The sequence below is a fragment of the Gordonia aichiensis NBRC 108223 genome, assembly GCF_000332975.1.
Taxonomy (GTDB): Bacteria; Actinomycetota; Actinomycetes; order Mycobacteriales; family Mycobacteriaceae; genus Gordonia; species Gordonia aichiensis.
Genome location: NZ_BANR01000003.1, coordinates 58,168 through 75,257 on the forward strand (window position 1 = coordinate 58,168; position 17,090 = coordinate 75,257).

Sequence of the window (17,090 nt, forward strand, 5' to 3'; positions counted from 1 at the left end):
GGCCCCTGCTTCCGCACGGGCGTTGCCGTGCGGAAGCAGGAGAGGTCAGGCGTGCATCAGGCTGGGATCAGCCCGCGATAGCATCAGCATGGCCACGCTGATGCCGATGAGGATGTACATCAGCGTCGATATCTGGGCGAATCCACTGATGTCGAGGATCGAGGAGATAGCCGCCAGCGCCGCCAGCGCCGCGACCACCGACGCTGCGAGGTCTGTGAGCGCTCTATCGCGTCGCCGAAGCGCGCGAATCGTAGCGATTGCGGCTGACACCAGACCCAGCATCAGTATCGCCGCGAATGCCACCAACCCGGTGACGCCGGACTCCATGAGGCGACCGAGGTATTCGTTGTCGAGAACTGGTTGCTGCTCGAGGTTATACGTTCCAATCCCTTGTCCGAACCATAGGTGATCGGTGAAATGCTGCCCGACGTACGCGGCCCCGTACGCGCGTGACCCGAGAGAGTTATCTTGCGAGCCGCCGGTGATCACCTGATAAAGCTGATCAACCATCGGCACTCGGAATAGCAACGCAAGTCCGACGACAATGACGAGGGTTCCGGCGGTCGCAAGGGTGCGTCGGACGGGCGACACGCACGCGAAAACAACGAGTGAAATGGTGATGCCGACAACTGCAGACCGAGAGACGGTGCTCAGCGCCCCGCCGATGATCGTCAGGCACGCGATCCCCCAGGGCCACCAGCGCTCGCGTCGCGCATATGCGTGTAGTGCAATACCAGCAGCGATCGGCACCAAGACCGTGAGGACTGCGCTCAGCTCCAGTGGGTGCCCTGCCGCGCCCTGCGGCCGGACCGTGCCCGCCCGCATGAGGTCGGTGACGAGTGTCGTCGTATCCGCCTTCAGTATCCCGGGAATACGAATGTAGGGCGCCAGATCCAAGCCGACGCCAATCTGCACCAGCGCATAACACGCACTCACCGCGCCGGCTACGACGGCACCCCGCAGCACGATGATCACTGCGCGAGGGGTTCTCATCAGCATGGCGGTCAGCACGACGACCGCAATGCCGATGAACCGGGCGAAAAGCGTGTGGTCGACGTAGAGGAGTTCATCAGCTCGGATGCCACGAGCAGTTGCCGCCCCGTATGTCACAAGGGTGCTGAGAATGACAACCACCAGCACCAGTCCCAAGACCACCGGGGGACGTGGTAGCACGTCGCCTCGGAAGAGCACACCGCACACCACGATCCCCAGCGCGCACACCACCGCGAATTGGGTTGGCGACATACCGCCGGTGCCCCTGAGTAGGAAGCTCTGCCGCATGCCGAGGAGCACGACACACAGGACCGCGAGGCCCCACGCCCACGCCGTGGAGTCCTGGCGATGTGACCACCACCGCGACGGATGACGCAGGTCGGAGGAGCGTAGTGCCGCCATCGTGGTCTCAATGGACGATCGTGCCGACCTACCGGGGTCGCCGGTGGTCCGCGGTGTCTCCGCCGTGGTCATGACGAGCGGTGTACGAACTCGCCACGAGTCACGAGTCCGGCGCGTCGGTGACGGGTAGACGTCACGGGGTCGCGCCGAGAATCGTTGTGCGAGTACAACTTCTCCGTATCTCCATCCACGTTGCTCAGATCGGCCGCCGAGATGTCGTCAGCGGCCTCCGCGGGATACGCCGAATGACCATCAGATCCCTCGTCCTTGCGGATGGGGAGTCCGACGTCTCCCGCGCTGGGCCCAGCGGGCGTGTCCTCGCCCTTGACGCCGTTTTCGGTCGATGTAAGCGTTGCGGCCGACGCCCTCGCTACGGAGTCATGTTCGAAGTACTCGCGTGCGGTCGGATGTGCCGAGCGCTCGGACGTAGAGTGGACGGAAACAGCGGGTGCTGACTCGGACGGGCCCGGTAACGAATCGGGCTCGGACGTTGAATCCGTTGTGCGCCGCGAGGATCGGAGAGCTTGTAGCCGGTCGCACCCGAGAAGTGCCAGAAACGCGAGAACTGCCGCGACTGCCATGGCGATCACCGCGGCAGAGAGGATGGATCGCGTCTGAGACGAGCTGATGGGCTGAGCATCCGATGGTGGAGAGACGACCACCAATGACGCAAAAGTAGCGCCACGCACACCCGCAGCGGCCTGCATGTCATGAAGTCGTGTGCCGGCAGCAGATGTCAGACCGTCCGCGTATTGGCGTGCCACTGTCGGGTCGGTGGCTTGAGCAACGAGCTGAATCTGCGCAGTGTTACCCGCGTCGGCGCTGGCCATCGACGTCTTGACCGTGTCGACCGACAGCTTTGTGACCGCCGGGTCGATCGGCCCCAGTGATGCTGTGTTCGCGGCGGAATTCAACGACGTGGTCAATGCGAGCGCGAGTTGCACGATACGGCTGTCGAGGTTGACGAAGGGGTTCATCGTTGCGTCGGAGTTACCCGCACCTGGCGGTATCACCATCACGACCGCACTGGATTCGTAGACCATCTTTGCTTTTGCTTTGCCGACAAGGGCTCCCACGACCCCCGCACAGAGGATGAAGATGATCACCGCGATGGTGGTCGCGCGGTTACGGAGAATTCTTTTCAACTTCACTGTTCGGCTCTCTGGTCGGTTTTCTTGTCGGCCAGCCCCCCTGGCGCAAACTCACTATTCTCGCGGACGAGTGTAGTCGGTATTTCTCCATTCGGCCGGTCAGTGTTACTCCAGATGGCCGATGGGGAGTGTTGTGCGGGCTGAGCCGTGTCACACGGACACGGCGGACAGATGTGTTCTGGAGCATCCGGGGTGGTGACCCAGGCATCTTGTTCTGTACTCTACTAAACAGCGCATGTGCCACCCAACTGATACATCTGTGTGCTGCACGGATGTGGTGCGCACGTGACGCAGGGGGAAGGTTCACTGCTTCGGACCACAGTGGTTCGACTGTTCGGATGACATGATCCGTCAGCTCGGCCCAGTGTGATTGCGATCTCTCGGGGGAATCGAGAGTGGGCGTTGTTGGCGCTGTGTTAAACGCGCTACCGCATGCCTTGGTGGTGGGAAATCATAGGGAGGGGGGCAATTGAATTCGGTCTCGAATTCGTCCGGTGACACCGACGCGGAGAATTTCAACGAAGCGCCGCGTAGTCGGATTGCCTCGGCAGCTGCAATGCAGATCGGTGCGCGCGTTCTGGGTACGGGAGCGTCGCTCATCACGGTCGCCGTCACAACACGAGCGCTCGGACCAGAAGCATATGGACATCTGCAGACTGCGCTGATGTTCGTCACACTGTGGGCGAGCCTCACAGAAATGGGTATCGGCTCGGTCATCGTGCGACGGGTTACAGGGCTCATCGAGTGTTCCGCCGCGGATGCGCATACACAACTTCAGCGGTTCGTGCGAACAAACCTGGGTCTGTCGTCCGTGGTGAGTGTTCCGCTCACTGTTGTCGCCTTCGCCAGTGGAGCGTTGATCTATCGCGACAATCCCCAGGTCGTGACGATGATCGGCATGGTCTCGGCGATGCTGCTGCTCAATGCTGTTGCCAGTTCGTACGACCCGCTCTTCATGGTCAGTGTGCGATTCAAGGCGGTCGCGCTGGCTGACGTGCTCGGACGTCTTCTTTCGATGGTGGCGACGATCGTGTTGGCGGCGCTCGGAGTGCACGTGTACTGGTTCGCTGCAGTCATCGTGATTCCGTATGCGGCGGCGTTGATCGTGAAAGCCATCGCGGCGCGCAGAGTCGGTGTGACGATGCCTGTCTATGAGTGGCGTGCGTCGTGGGACCTCGTGCGTGAAAGCCTGCCCCAGACCGTCATCATCGTGGTGGCGGTGCTCTATTGGCGAATCGACGGGGTGATCCTCTCTACTGTGTCGACCGCCGAGCAGGTGGGTCTGTACGGTCTTGCCTACACATTGGCGTTCACCGCGTCGATGGTCTCGGATCTGTTCCTCAACACGACCCTGTCGACGAGCACCGAACTCTTTGCGTCGAGTCGACGCCGGTTCGTCGAATTCAGTCGAAGAAACATGGAACTGATCTACTTCTTGGCGCTTCCCCTGATCGTGATCGGCGGCATCCTCGCGACTGGATTGATGACCCTTGTCGGATCTGCGGCGTTCAGTCATGGCGGTACCGTGTTGGCGGTGCTCTTCGCCGCAGCCGGATTGACCTTTGTCAACGCTGCCGCTTCGCAGGCGCTGTTCGCAGCACATCAGCAGGTCTTCCTCATGCGGGTCAATCTGGTGAATCTATGCGTCAACATCGTGCTGAATGTGTTACTCGCGCATCATTTCGGCGCGATCGGGGCTGCGGGCGCCCTGCTGACCACCGAACTATTGGGCGTGTTACTCACCACGGCGCAACTCGCGCGCCTTGGATTGCACATTCAGCCGATGACGTTCGTATTGTGGTGTGTTCCGCCCCTCGCGCTGGGGAGCGCCCTGGCGTGGGTCATCGGCGATGTGTCTGCAGTAGTTGCCGGAATCGTCGCGGGAGCTGCCTATCTGGGCGCAGCCATGTACGCGGGCCCACTGCGTCCGGCGTACCTGAAGTCGTTCCTCGGACGAGGCGAGGGCGACGAAGTTGTTTCGACGGGCGAGTCCTCGGCCGTTGGCGGGAGCGCCTCGGGAGTGTCGGAGACAGCAGGCGGGTCGGGTCGTGGGGTGAGTGCGACGTCGGCAACTGTTCGTCTGCGGGAGCAGCGGCCGATCCCACGATTCGTGCCGTTCTCGGAAGCGGAGACAACGGAAATGCCCATCATTCGGACAGTGGAGTCCAACTGGATGAATATCGACTGGGCACAAGAGGAATCGGCCTTCGCAGGGGCCGGGGGGAGAATGTCATGAGCGACAAATCTGCATCGGACCACATATCGTCCGACCCGAGCGACGCATTCGACGTGCTGATCGTGGCGTACAAGAACCCGCGCATGCTCGAGGAGTGTCTGCGCTCGGTGGCCACTTTCCTCCCGGAGAGCAGGATCGCCGTCTGGGACAACTCGGGCCCGGAATACGACCGCGTGCGTGCCCTGAGCGTGGACTTCGCCGAAGTCGATTGGCACCTGGACTCGCCGAACGTCGGGTTCGCCGCGGCCGTCAATCGGCTCGCTCGGACCACGGAGGGACGAAACTTTCTGCTACTCAACCCCGATGCCGTTCTGCTCTGCGATCTACACCGCACGCGTGAGCTGATTCGCGAATCGGATGTCGCGGCGGCTGCACCATTGATCAGAGAGCCGGGTGGATCGGAGAACATCAGAAGCTGGGATGTCGCGCATCGGCCGACAGGTTTATTCGGGCGGTGGGTGGACAAATCCGGCTACGCGCCGGACCTGCGTACATCACGACTCGGTACGGTGATCGGTTCGCTGTACCCGTCGATGCCGGATGAGGTGAGTGGCTACCTGACGGGTGCCTGCCTCGCGATCAACGCGCGAGCGTGGGCCGAAGTCGGCGAGTTCGACGAAGAATTCTTCCTCTACGGTGAAGAAGAACAGTGGCAACGGCGTGCGGTCGACGCGGGTTATCGGTTGCGGCTGGCCGACGAGCCGGGAATCATCCATGCCGGTCACGGCACGGTTGCCGACGATGCTTCTGCATCACGCCGGTCCGCAGATCTGTTGCGCGCCAACATCGCTCTCAACGTCGAACAGGTGAGGGGCAAACGTGCGGCAGACACCTACATCGCCGGTTGTTCGTTGCTTGACCGGGTGCAGCGATCTGTGCGTGCCACCAGGGCGAGCTATCGGCGTGCTGTGACCGGAGATCGACCGTCGGTGGTCATCACCACCAACACCCTTGGTTACGGCGGGGCTGAACGGCAGCACGCACTCCTGGCCACCGAACTCGATCGTCGCGGCTATCACGTCACCATCGTGTGCATCCAACGCCTCGGCCCTTTGGTCGCCGAGATTCCGGCATCGGTGCGGGTGATACGGCAGCCGTGGTGGTTACCGATGGTCGATGTGGGATACGAGGACTCAGTCCTCATCACTGGCGACACCAATACCGAGACTGGATTCGCCACCCTGTGGCGGGCAGCAGGGCGTCGTCGCCGATGGCTGGTGGGTGCGCACATTCCGCCGGAGCCGGACGCGCCCACGTATTCTGCGCCGCTTGCGCGCGCGATGGCCAGGGCCGATGGATTCATTGCGCTCTCTCCTGCGCACTGGACCGAGGCGACACGCCACCAACACCTCAATGAGCGCGTGTTCATCGCGCCGAACGGGGTGATGTCGGAACAGCAGCAGCGGCGCCTGCCTGTCGTCGAGCGGACTTTCGACAAACCTCTGCGACTGGTGATGCTCTCCCGCATCGTCGAGCACAAGAACCCCCACGTGCTGGTCCAGGCACTGGACGGACTACGTGAATTCGACTGGGAACTCGATATTTTCGGCGATGGACCCGACCGCCACCGACTTGAGGCGCTGACGCCGGCGGACCTGGTCGACCGCGTGCGCTGGCGCGGTTGGTCGCCCGGACCCGATCATGCGTTCGCCGACGCCGATGTGGTCTGCGTACCAAGCGGGTCTGAGGCATTCCCACTGGTCATCGTCGAGGCGATGGCGCGGAGTCTGCCCGTGATCGCCACCGATGTATGTGCGGTGGGAGACATGCTCGACGAGGGCGATGCCGGCGTGTTGGTTCCGGAGCCCACAGTGGATGCGTGGCGATCTGTCCTGCGCCGGATATTCGAGGATCCCTCCCAGTTGACGACGTTGAGCGCCAACGGATTCAAGCGATGTCTCGCGAACTACACCGTCGACGCGATGGCTGACGCCTACGAGGAGGCCATCACCGGGCTGCTCGAGCGGGCGACGTCGTGAGAGTTCTGTGGCTCAGTCCATGGATGCGCACTCTGGCTCGCGAATACGCCGGAGAGTTGCGCGCACTCGGCCACGACGTGCTGCTGGTGACGTCGAACCAGCACCCACAGTCGCTCGAGCGCATCGAGTGGGAACGTGTGTTGGACCCGCGACCCAAGAATCCCGCGACATGGCCCGCACATGCAGCGGCGCTCCAGGAGATTCGCCGATTCGGGGCGGATGCGGTCGTGACGGAGCTGGTCCGGGATCCGCGGTGGATGCTGTACGCGGGCTCTGTGCCGCGCATCGACGTGGTGCATGACGACCGGCCGCACGATTCGGGCGAGCTGCGACCGGCATGGGAGCGCGCTGTGTTCGGTGCGTGGAATCAGCGGGCCGCGGCGACCATATGTTTCAGCGAGCATGTGGCGACATCGTTGTCGACCTCTCGCGAGGCGACGGTGATACCGCTGGCCAGCGACGTCCCGGACTCGATGTTCGGCGAGCTGATACCCGAGCAGGAGCGGCGTGACTTTGTGATGCTCGGCAGGCTCAACGGCTACAAGAACATCGACGTGGTGTTGCGCGCCTGGGAGCAGCACCGCCACTCTTCCGCGTATCGCGGCGACACGCTGCGTCTCTACGGCGCCGCTGAGCGTGCACCCCAACTGCCCGCCGACGTCTGGTGGAACGGAGGCAGCTACGACCATGCCGATGTAATTCCCGTGCTGGCTCGCGCGAAGGGTTCGATCGCCCACTATCGCGTCGCCACACAGAGCGGAGTGCAGGTGCTGTCGATGCAGGCGGGCGTCATGCCGATCGTGTCCACCGAGGGGGCGCTCCCAGAGTTCCAGCCGCCCGGCGCGCCCGCCATCGACCGTGACGACATTGCGGGTCTTGCGAAGGCCCTCGGGGAGTTGGCCGATCCCTCGGCGGCTGCCGAGGCCGGTCGCAGGGCCCGGGCGCACTATCGGGACACCTTCTCGGCACCGGTCGCCGCTGCGGAGCTCGACAAGGTCCTTCTCGGTCTGATGTCCTCGAATCGCACAGCCAGGGTTCGATGAAAGTGCTCGGTCACACAATGCGCTGGCAGTGGGCGCTGATCGTGTGCGTACTCCTCGCGAGCGGTTGTGCCGGGTCGATGTCGAAAGCCCCGTCGTCGTCCGCTGATGTGAGTGTGCCGACGTCGGCGCCGGTGTTCGGCGGCGGCCCTTTGGCGGTGTTCCCTGATTCGCAAACCGAGCTGTGGCTCAGGCAGCATCCCAGCGATCGACGAACACCTGCGTTGCGGGGCGCTCTCGGCGGACGTCCGACGGCGCTTTGGCTCGCGGGGAGCTCTGGTGATCTCGGCAATCTCCGGACGTACGTTGCCGCTGCCAGAAGAACTAGCTCGACTCCGGTCATCGTGCTTTACAACATTCCCGGACGCAACGACGGGATCTCCGGTCCGCAGCACGAAGTACGGTCTGCCGACTATCGGCGCTGGGTGGATTCAGTCGCTGCGACACTCGGTAAAACACGCGCCCTGGTCGTCGTCGAGCCCGACGCTCTCTGGCTCGCTGATCGTCAATTCGCAAGTGACAAGGCCGGTTTCGCCGACCGAATCGCTGACTTGAGATACGCGGTGTCGCGGATGGCGTCGACAACCGGCAGGTCGGTCTATCTTGATGCAGGTACGTCATCGGGATCGGTGAGTGCCGCGCGTATGGCACAGTTGCTGGTAATGGCTGCGGGTACGACACCGCAGGTGGGTTTCGCCGTCAACGTGAGCTCGTTCGCTCCGACCGCAGCGATCACCGCCTACGCGAACGCCATCCGCGGACACCTCTGGGAGTCGGTGAAGGTGTCGGCGCACTACGTCGTAGATACGAGCCGCAACGGCAATCAATCGTGGGACAACACCTGGTGTAATCCGCCTGGCCGCAAGGTCGGTGCGCAACCGGGAACGATTACCGGCGAGGCACCAGGCCTTGACGTGAATCTCTGGGTCAAGGCGCCGGGTACGTCGGACGGCAACTGCGGTACCGGACCGGGAACGCGCGGAGGCGATTTCATGCCGGGCGTCGCGTTCGGCATGATTAACTGACGAACCATTGCAGCCGAGTCCGAACTCGGGAGTGGGACGGCTGTCGGCTGCTTCATTGTGCCCCGTGCGTCGATGGCGTTGCTGGTGCGAAGGTCGCCGAATCGAGAGCGTCCGCGGAGGTCACCCGACCGCGCGGAACGGGAGGCGCAGCATGGGTACCAGTGGGATCGGGCACGAGTTCGACGCGGTACGGGCTTGCGGCCGCGAGCGCGAAGCACTGGTCGGAGACAGTCCAGCCCGGGGCGTCAATGCACACATATCTGATCGTTCTCCGCGAGGTGAGGGTGAGCGCCCACAACTCGGGATCGGCGGTTGCTTCAAGTGATGCAGAGATGTCCGCGACGACTGGCTGCGCAGAAGGGCAGATGACGTGAACGTCACGCAGCACCTGCCCGTCATCGGTCACGAACTCGACCTCGGCGGCGTCCGCGGCAGGTGCACCAAAACGGTATGCGTTTGTCAGATCTGTGAACGACCCCACTAGGTCGGCGTCGACCAGGGACACCGATCCGGCGGCTGGCACGTCGATCCGCTTGTGCGCGTTGATCACCCTGTTACCGGCTGGATCGACGGCGACGAGCGACAGGTTTCCCGACACCTGCCGAGCGGTGTCGTTATGGAGGTCGATGCGCAGGCCCGCGAGGCCTCCGTCAGAGAGGACCAGGGCTACCGGTGCCCATACCCGTCTGAGCATTGCGACCGGCAGCTTGGCGCGCCCGTCCGAGTCGTACAATCCCCATCCCGCGCCGGGACGGAGGTCGCGGGCACTGAGCACGAGCGCCCCCGCGCACTCGGGGGCCCGTCGCCAGTACGCGTAGCACTCTGCCATTGCCTCGGCCACGGCGATCCGGCCGAGTTGCAGGTAGCGGCTCGGGTCTACACGGCGGACTTGCATCGGATTGACGCCGAACAATTCGGTCACGTAGAAGTCGCGAACGTCTTCGAAATCCCATGCGGCGGTTCGGTCGCGGGGCACCCCCTGTTTCCACCGGGGATCATGGCCCGCTACCCTCGTCGATCCGAAGTACTTCTCAATCACGTCGTCGGATGGCGGAATGGAGAAGGCAAGGCACTCAGCTGCGAAACGCACCCCCGCGTTCTGTACATCGCTCAACGGGCGCAGGTACCCCCCGACGCCGAACCAGTGAGCTACTCCACGGTCGTTCCGGACCGCCAGCGCACCACCGTCAGCGGAGTCGGCGGAGGTACCCGACGATGGGCTCGAGGGCACGTACGGTACGTCGGTGTGTTCTTTTGCCACCGTTCGGAGAAGGCTGTCAACCAGAGGGATCTCGCGCGAGTGCGCAGGGACACCGAGCATTTCGGGTTGTTGCAGCGTCTCGCTGCCTCCGCTGACCACCGCCAGGGCCGGCGATCCCGAGACAGAATCGAGCATGTGGGCGAGTTCGGCGCTGACGATGGGGTCGAGTTCGGTCGGCGGATCGAACGTGGACAGCATCGCGTCCTGCCACACGAGGAGTCCGTACCGCGCGCAAAGCGAGAAGAACTCAGGTCGCTCGTAGCCCAGTCCGCCGACCACCCGGACCATGGTGGCACCGACATCGCGCAGCGCGGCGAGTTGGCGCGCGATCGCGTCGTCGGTGGCAGCGTGGCCGGGCGACGGGGGAACCCATACCGCGCCGCGGCAGAACACGGGTTGTCCGTTCACCGACAGTGCGAATCCGTGGTCGGAGTGGTCGGCGACAATCGATCTGAACCCGATCTCACGTTCGAGATGAGTGGTGGATACGCGCAGAGTTAGCCGGTAGAGATTCGGCTCGCCGTACCCGTGCGGCCACCAGAGTTCGGGGTCGACGACGCGCGCCTCGCCGGTGAAGCGGTGGAGCGTGACGTTGTCACAGGTGTCCATGTCATGGAATAGCAGCGGTGCCGTCGCCACCACCGCTTCTGTCGGGCTGCGGAGCTCGAGGTGAGCGTCGGGATCGACGGCCGCGTCATGAGAGGAGCCCGGTTGAGCGAGACGTCCGTCGACGCGAAGGACGCCCGATTCGGCGTCCGCCTCGACACGTAACGTCTCAATCCATGGACCGGTGCGGAGCACTGCGGGTTGCCACAGCCCGATCACCGGTGGCACACCACCGAATACCGGGGCTCGGCCGATCAGCGACGTACGCGACCACCGCAGTCGCTGTTCGGCAACCAGCGTCGACCGCCACCGCCCCCGTGGCCTCCTACGCGACAACCACGCGGTCAGCGAGCCGCATCGCACGGCGACCTCGTGCGTACCGGAGTCCAGCGGGCACCGTATCGGCAGGAACATCGACGTCGCGTCGGCGACCCGGGAGCCGTCGATGAACACCTGCGCCGGCCAGGACACACCGGAGAAGTCGAGTACAGCTTCTGCTGCGCACGTCGTGGTGGCCACGAGCCACCAGTCGGCAGCGTCGTAGCCGTCGGGAGTGTCGGGCTCGGCCTCGGTGCCTGCGACCACGTCGGCGATGGTGCACTGGCCGTGAAATCCCAACTCGCGCAGATGTTGCGGCCACGGCGACGGCGGTGCGTCGAATTCGCCCGCCGCCGTGCGAATCACCCGCCACTCCAGATCGGCGTACGACAAGTGCGCGCTGCCGTCGCCTGCGAGCGACTGACTCATTCAGACAAGCGCGGCTGCCGGAATCGCCGGCACCGCGTCGTCAAGGATTCCGATCGCCGATGCCCAATCCGCTGCCATCGTCTCCAGCAGATCGTCGACGACGACGCTTCGCCCGCGCGCGGCACGCGCCACCTTGAACTGCACTGATTTCGCAAGTTCTGCGACCGAGCGGAAATGAGTCGCTGCCCTTCCCGCTCCAGGCGCGCCGTTCCGCTCCAGATAAGAACTGAGGTCGGCTGCGATCTCGGCAGTCGCTCCGCATTGGCGAAGAGTGGCGAACGAGCAGAGATGGAAGACACCGGTACCGGCCGCAGGGAGCCACTCGAGTGCTCGGTGGACGGAGGCGGACATCCGATCGATCGGATTGGAGTCCGGCCTTCGGTCGAGATGTCGACGCGCGACGACGAGCACGTGAGCCAGTGAGGTGTGCCGCTCGACGAGGCGGATCTGCTCGACATAGGGTGGCAATACAGCATCAGGCACCTCGCCCAGATTGAATACCCCGACAAAGTCGTCGCCGGAGAGTTCGTGCACGCCTGCGTTGTGCAGGTAGGTCATCCGCTGGGCACTTCGGTCCACACGAAGCGGAACGATCGTTGTCTTGACGTGCGCCGACCGGTAGTCGGTACCCGATGTGTCCGGCAGCCACCAGCTGTCGACCTCAACGGTGTGCAGAATATTGCGCTGAGGTCCACTCTCGACGGTCTCGAGTACGGGGCGCCAGACGTTCTCCTCAGTGATCTCGATTCCGTAGAGTTCACGTAGGTCGTTCTGCTCGGGTTTGATGAACGTCCATTGATCATGGTCGTGATCGGTGGACAGAGCGCACGCGAACATCGGTGTCGGGTCGAACCCCAAAATGTGAACCAGTTCGATACAGAGATCCAGATAGCAATTCGTCTCAGGCCAAATGCGACTGGTGCTGTGGGTCGAATGGGGGACATGGTTTTTGGGAATGCGTCTGTCGATGACGCGCGCGTTGCTTGTCATGCTGCTTCGTCGACCAGCTTGCCGACAACCTCGGCCATCGATTGTATAGACGAGAAGGTTGCGCGCTTGAGGGCCTCGTCGGGGAACTCGATGTCGAACTCGTCTTCAAGTGCCAGCATCACATTGACGCTCGCATGTGACGTGAGTCCTACCGCGAACAGATCATCGTGAACGCCGAGCGTGTACGGGTCGACGGTCAGTTTTCCTTGAGCTGCGAGGATTTCGCGGATCTTTGTTTCCATGATGGCTGGATTCCTATCAGTTGTGAGACAACACGACGGTGCTCGCCGACTGGGTCACCGCTCCGAGGTGGGATGTGCACGCCGGGGAGATTGTCATACTCGTTGTGTCGACTCGCCGTTGGCTCTGCTAACGCAAATGGAACATACACCACGATTGGGGCAGAAACGAGACCCAGATCATCTGCGCTAAACGTAGAAAATACGGCCCGATGGTGTGCAGAGGGTCAAATTCGGCCGAAGTTCGGCTGCAGAAGATAGATAATCAACCGTTCGTGCTAGTCACGAAACGTTTGGGGTCGGTCAGTCGATATACATGTGAATGCGGAGGGCGAGCACTGGCTGCGCACTCATTGACCGTTGGTGTATTATAGTGAATTGTTACAGGGGGTTGGACGAGTTCCGGGGGAACAACCGACGCAACCAGGCTCGTTGGGGTGAGCTTGGTTGCGGGCCGTGTGGGTGCCATTGCTCGGTGAGTTGTTGTGAGCTCGTTTGACGCTGAAATTCAGTGCAAATTCTTGTGGGGGGCACAGTTGGGCGCACGAACGAACACGACGCACGATCGTGTTGAACTCGACGAGTTCGAACGGATCGGGCGGCGCGGTCGCCAGCTTATGGCGGCCGTCCAGGTGACTGAATCACCTTGGGCTAGAACGTATCTGAGGAAAATAGCGGTCACCGATGTTGTCGTGATCACCGCCGCGGTCTTCGCGGCACAATGGTTGCGATTCGGCACGGGTGGCGGTCTCGACTACTTCGGTGGAGTCAGCGGTCGGCCGGCTTCACTGGTTTCGCTGTTCCTGATCGTCGCATGGACGCTTGCGCTGCGAGCCTTCCAATGTATGGACCGTCGGATCATCGGTTCCGGCAGCGTCGAGTACAGCCGCGTGCTCACGGCTTGCTTCTCGGTATTCGGTGCCTTGGGCATCGTGGTGATGGTCACGCAGCTAGAGGTCTCGCGCGGATACTTCGCTCTAGCGCTTCCCCTGGGCACGTTCGGGCTCTTGGCATCTCGCTGGATCTGGCGGCGGGCACTCTCTGCAGAGCGTCGTCGCGGAAAGAAGCTGGACCGCGTGCTCGTCGTCGGCGAAATGCACAGTGCTTCGCATCTCATCCGTCGCCTGCGCCAATCTCCCGAACTGGGCTTTGCGGTCATTGGCGTTTGTCTGCCGGTTGCCTCCGCGCGTGCAAAATCAGAACTGACCGTCGACGGTGAGTCGGTCCGCATCTACGGCGACTTCGATGATGTCGCACATGCAGTTTCGGCCTCCGGAGCTACGTCCGTCGCCGTGATGTCTGCCGAGGCACTCGGCCACGAGGCCATGCAAGACCTCTCGTGGAGCCTGCAGGGCATGGAGGTCGACATGATGGTTGCCCCGGGGGTCGCCGATGTCGCAGGACCTCGAGTGATGGTTCGCCCGGTTGCTGGTCTACCGCTACTGCATATCGACAAGCCTCAGTACGAGGGCGCCAACAAGTTCCGGAAGGCATTCGTCGACCGTGTTGGCGCTGCGTTGATCATCTTGTGCGCCGCGCCGGTCCTCATGCTCGTCGCGATTGCCATCAAGCTGGATTCGGATGGGCCAGTTTTCTACCGCGCCACGCGAGTCGGACTTCACAACCAGCCATTTCGGATGTGGAAGTTCCGTTCGATGATTCCCGACGCCGACTCGTTGCGTACCGAACTGCATGAGCAGAACGAGGGGTCGGGCGTGCTCTTCAAGATCCGCGACGATCCCAGGGTGACACGGGTCGGAAAATTCCTTCGTCGGTACAGCATCGACGAGGTTCCCCAGCTATTCAATGTGCTAACGGGATCGATGAGTCTGGTGGGCCCTCGACCGCCGCTGCCCGAAGAAGTGGACAAGTACGACGGGCGGGTCGCTCGTCGGATGCTGGTGAAGCCGGGTATGACCGGACTCTGGCAGGTCTCGGGTCGCTCTGACCTCTCCTGGGAAGAGACTGTCCGGCTTGACCTTTCGTACGTCGAGAACTGGTCTGCCACACACGATCTTGTGATCATGTGGCGCACGTTGCGGGCAGTTGTGTCGAAAGACGGCGCGTACTGAGTCAGCGATACCTCTGGCGCAGCGCGCGCCGATCGACTTTGCCCGGCCCGCGCAGCGGGAGCGCGTCGATTTCGATGACCTCGCGCGGCGCGGCGTAGCGATCAAGTCGCTCGGCAACAGCTCCACGAACGCGCTCGGCGTCGAATCCGGCTGTGCCCGAGGTGACCACGAACGCGACGACCTTCTCGCCGAGCTTCTCGTCGGGCAGTCCGACCACCGCGCACTCGGCGATCGACTCGTCGTCGAGGATGACGGCCTCGACGACCTGCGGCACGACGGTGAGTCCACCGGTGGTGACGGCCTCGTCGGCACGGCCGATGATGCTCAGGACGCCGTCGTCGACGCGGCCGAGGTCGTCGGTGAGGAACGTCTTGGCATCCGACGTCAGCGCGAACGCCGGGTGGTCTGGCAGGTTGCGGTAGCCGTGGGCCACCATCGGGCCCGAGAGTGCTACGCGCCCAACGCCTTCGGGGTTCGGGTCGATGAGCGTGATGGTCACGCCGTCGAGTGGGACACCATCGTAGACACAGCCTCCGCCGGTCTCGCTCATGCCATAGGTGCGCACGATTGGGAGCCCGGCGTCGAGCGCTCGGCGCAGCAGCGGCGCCGGGGTTGCGGCACCACCGACGAGCAGGGAGTCCGCTTCGCGGAGCGAGGCGGTGGCGCGTGGGGAGTCGAGTACCTTGATCAGCTGCGTCGGCACCAGTGAGGTGTAGCGGCGCGGGCCGTCCAGAGCGTCGAGTGCATCGGCGAAGACGTCGGGATCGAACCCGGAGGAGACGTCGAGGACTCCTGGTGTGACACCCGCAGCGAGCGCCCTGAGGAGGACCTGGAGGCCCGCGATGTGGTGCGGAGCGAGCGCGAGCAGCCAGTTGCCAGGACCGCCGAGACGGGCGTGCGTGGCGTTCGCCGACGCTGTCAGGGTCTCCGGGGTGTGCTGCGCGCCCTTGGGGATGCCGGTGGTGCCCGACGTGGAGATGACGAGCGAGACGTCGTCGTCGATCGGTGAATCGGCGCCGAGGGCGTCGGCGAGGTGCGCGGCGTGGGCCGGGTCGGCCGCGGGGACCGGCAGCGCCGCGGTGCGTTCTGCTGCCGGGGAAGCGGCGTCGACGATGCGCAGTAGTTGCTCGCGCAGCTGTAGGACCGTCTCATCAGCGGGCAGGGGCAGCGGTCGCAGGATGCGGGTCACCGTGGAAAAGCTACTCCGGCTCGCCGTTGCCGCCCGGAGGCGGATCGAGGGGGTGGTCGTTGAACGGCCAGCCGCGTGACTCGAGATAGGCGCGGACACGCTCGATGTCGGCCTCGTGGGGGAGTTCGTGGGTGACCTTGGAGATCTTGACGCCCGCGTCGATCTTGGAGATCGGCTCGGGGGGTGGTGCTGATTCGCGGATGAGCTCGCCCGAGACCTCGTCGACCTCATCTTCACTCAGTTGGCGTCGCAGGAGGGCGACGAGAGGGATGTAGTCATCGGTGGGTACGCCGTCGGGATATCCCGCGCGCAACCAGTCGATGATCTTCTTCAAAAACTGCGGCCGGTCGGCCACGCCGTTCCCCCTCTCGCACACACAGAACGTTCATGGCTCTGGTCTGCGATTCTAAGCGGTCCGCGCCTGCTCGTGGCAGGCGCGGACCGGGTTGATCGTGCACGTCGAACGTCGGTTCAGTTCACGTTGCTCTGTTCTCGATCGTCGGAGTCTGCCGCCAGGGGCCACCCGACTGCTGCGAGACGCGACGCGACCTGGTTGACCTCGTAGTCGCCGGGCGGTTGGTCGGAGACCTTGGCGATGGCGTTGCGGATCTGTTCTTCGGTGAGCGGAGTACCGATTCCCTGCTCGGCGGCCAGTTCCATGCACACGCGCATGATCTGATCCTCGTCGAGCACCTTGGTCAGCAGGGCGAGCAGCGGCGGAAAGTCCGTGGGCGGGATTCCCTCGGGGTATCCCTTGCGAATCCAGTTGATCGCGGATTCGAACAACGATGCGTTGGCCATGATGCCTTTCGGTTCGAAGCGTCGAGCGGGGGTTGCGCAGGTGCTACTTGTACGCCCACTCGGGGAAGAGCTTGATGTCGAAGTAGTAGTTGAGGGTCTGACGGCAGATCCACAGCAGGCCGACGACGATCACGGCTGCCACGATCGCGAAGAGGATGTAGCCGACGATCCGCAGCGCGGGGTTGGGTGCCGACGTGGTGCCGTCGGCATTGGTGCCGCCCTCGCCGCGTGCTTCGAAGAGCATGCCGATCGCGAACAGTGCGGGCAGACCCGCACCGAGTACGAGACCGATCGCGAAGACCTTGAGAATTGATTCGACGATGTCCATGAGAGTTCAGCTGTTCCTTCAGTCGTCTGTG

General features: G+C 63.4%; 14 protein-coding genes. 5 read left to right on the top strand and 9 right to left on the bottom strand.

All coding sequences use genetic code 11. The features are described 5' to 3' along the window. Positions 1 to 45: 45 nt before the first annotated feature. The gene (locus GOACH_RS01795; RefSeq protein ID WP_005169558.1) at positions 46 to 1,467 is read right to left on the bottom strand and encodes an O-antigen ligase family protein; all 1,422 of its coding nucleotides are present in this window, start codon (positions 1,465 to 1,467) and stop codon (positions 46 to 48) included. Next, a complete protein-coding gene (locus GOACH_RS01800; RefSeq protein WP_005169560.1) occupies positions 1,464 to 2,546 on the bottom strand; it encodes a YveK family protein in 1,083 nt (360 codons plus the stop codon). Before GOACH_RS01800 ends, GOACH_RS01795 begins: the two co-directional genes overlap by 4 nt. Before the next feature lie 469 nt (positions 2,547 to 3,015). On the opposite strand from GOACH_RS01800, the gene GOACH_RS01805 reads away from it, so the two are divergent. The 4 genes from GOACH_RS01805 to GOACH_RS01820 are packed head-to-tail and all read left to right on the top strand — an operon-like array spanning position 3,016 to position 8,826. Further along, positions 3,016 to 4,782: a flippase gene (locus GOACH_RS01805; RefSeq protein WP_005169562.1), complete on the top strand. Its 1,767-nt coding sequence runs from the start codon at positions 3,016 to 3,018 to the stop codon at positions 4,780 to 4,782. After that, entirely contained in the window at positions 4,779 to 6,761 is a 1,983-nt protein-coding gene (locus GOACH_RS01810; protein WP_005169564.1) for a glycosyltransferase, read from the top strand. Before GOACH_RS01805 ends, GOACH_RS01810 begins: the two co-directional genes overlap by 4 nt. 23 nt (positions 6,762 to 6,784) lie before the next feature. After that, positions 6,785 to 7,804 (top strand): glycosyltransferase, encoded by a 1,020-nt coding sequence (locus GOACH_RS01815; RefSeq protein ID WP_005169567.1) that lies wholly within the window; start codon positions 6,785 to 6,787, stop codon positions 7,802 to 7,804. Between the two features lie 2 nt (positions 7,805 to 7,806). Further along, complete coding sequence (locus GOACH_RS01820) at positions 7,807 to 8,826, top strand: glycoside hydrolase family 6 protein (RefSeq protein WP_052003879.1); 1,020 nt, start codon at positions 7,807 to 7,809, stop codon at positions 8,824 to 8,826. Between the two features lie 52 nt (positions 8,827 to 8,878). On the opposite strand, the gene GOACH_RS01825 is transcribed toward GOACH_RS01820, so the two are convergent. From GOACH_RS01825 to GOACH_RS01835, 3 genes are read right to left on the bottom strand one after another with little or no spacing between them, the layout of a single operon-like run. Continuing rightward, entirely contained in the window at positions 8,879 to 11,440 is a 2,562-nt protein-coding gene (locus GOACH_RS01825; RefSeq protein ID WP_005169572.1) for a glycoside hydrolase family 2 protein, read from the bottom strand. Continuing rightward, the gene (locus tag GOACH_RS01830) at positions 11,441 to 12,430 is read right to left on the bottom strand and encodes a DUF1839 family protein (protein ID WP_005169574.1); all 990 of its coding nucleotides are present in this window, start codon (positions 12,428 to 12,430) and stop codon (positions 11,441 to 11,443) included. Continuing rightward, on the bottom strand, positions 12,427 to 12,672 hold the full coding sequence (locus tag GOACH_RS01835) for an acyl carrier protein (RefSeq protein ID WP_005169577.1): 246 nt from the start codon (positions 12,670 to 12,672) through the stop codon (positions 12,427 to 12,429). The genes GOACH_RS01830 and GOACH_RS01835 overlap by 4 nt, the downstream gene beginning before the upstream one ends. 614 nt (positions 12,673 to 13,286) lie before the next feature. Between GOACH_RS01835 and GOACH_RS01840 the strand changes: the two genes are divergently transcribed. Then, positions 13,287 to 14,741: a sugar transferase gene (locus tag GOACH_RS01840; RefSeq protein WP_005169579.1), complete on the top strand. Its 1,455-nt coding sequence runs from the start codon at positions 13,287 to 13,289 to the stop codon at positions 14,739 to 14,741. A 1-nt stretch (position 14,742) separates the two neighbouring features. On the opposite strand, the gene menE is transcribed toward GOACH_RS01840, so the two are convergent. The 4 genes from menE to GOACH_RS01860 form a co-directional block, all read right to left on the bottom strand. Then, positions 14,743 to 15,930, bottom strand: a complete 1,188-nt coding sequence (gene menE / locus GOACH_RS01845; protein ID WP_005169582.1) for an o-succinylbenzoate--CoA ligase — start codon at positions 15,928 to 15,930, stop codon at positions 14,743 to 14,745. Between the two features lie 10 nt (positions 15,931 to 15,940). Beyond that, positions 15,941 to 16,285, bottom strand: a complete 345-nt coding sequence (locus tag GOACH_RS01850; protein WP_005169585.1) for a DUF3349 domain-containing protein — start codon at positions 16,283 to 16,285, stop codon at positions 15,941 to 15,943. Between the two features lie 116 nt (positions 16,286 to 16,401). After that, positions 16,402 to 16,731 carry a DUF3349 domain-containing protein gene (locus GOACH_RS01855; protein WP_005169589.1) on the bottom strand — a complete coding sequence of 110 codons (330 nt, stop codon included), beginning with the start codon at positions 16,729 to 16,731 and terminating at the stop codon, positions 16,402 to 16,404. A gap of 43 nt (positions 16,732 to 16,774) precedes the next feature. After that, the gene (locus GOACH_RS01860; RefSeq protein WP_005169592.1) at positions 16,775 to 17,059 is read right to left on the bottom strand and encodes a hypothetical protein; all 285 of its coding nucleotides are present in this window, start codon (positions 17,057 to 17,059) and stop codon (positions 16,775 to 16,777) included. Positions 17,060 to 17,090 lie beyond the last annotated feature (31 nt).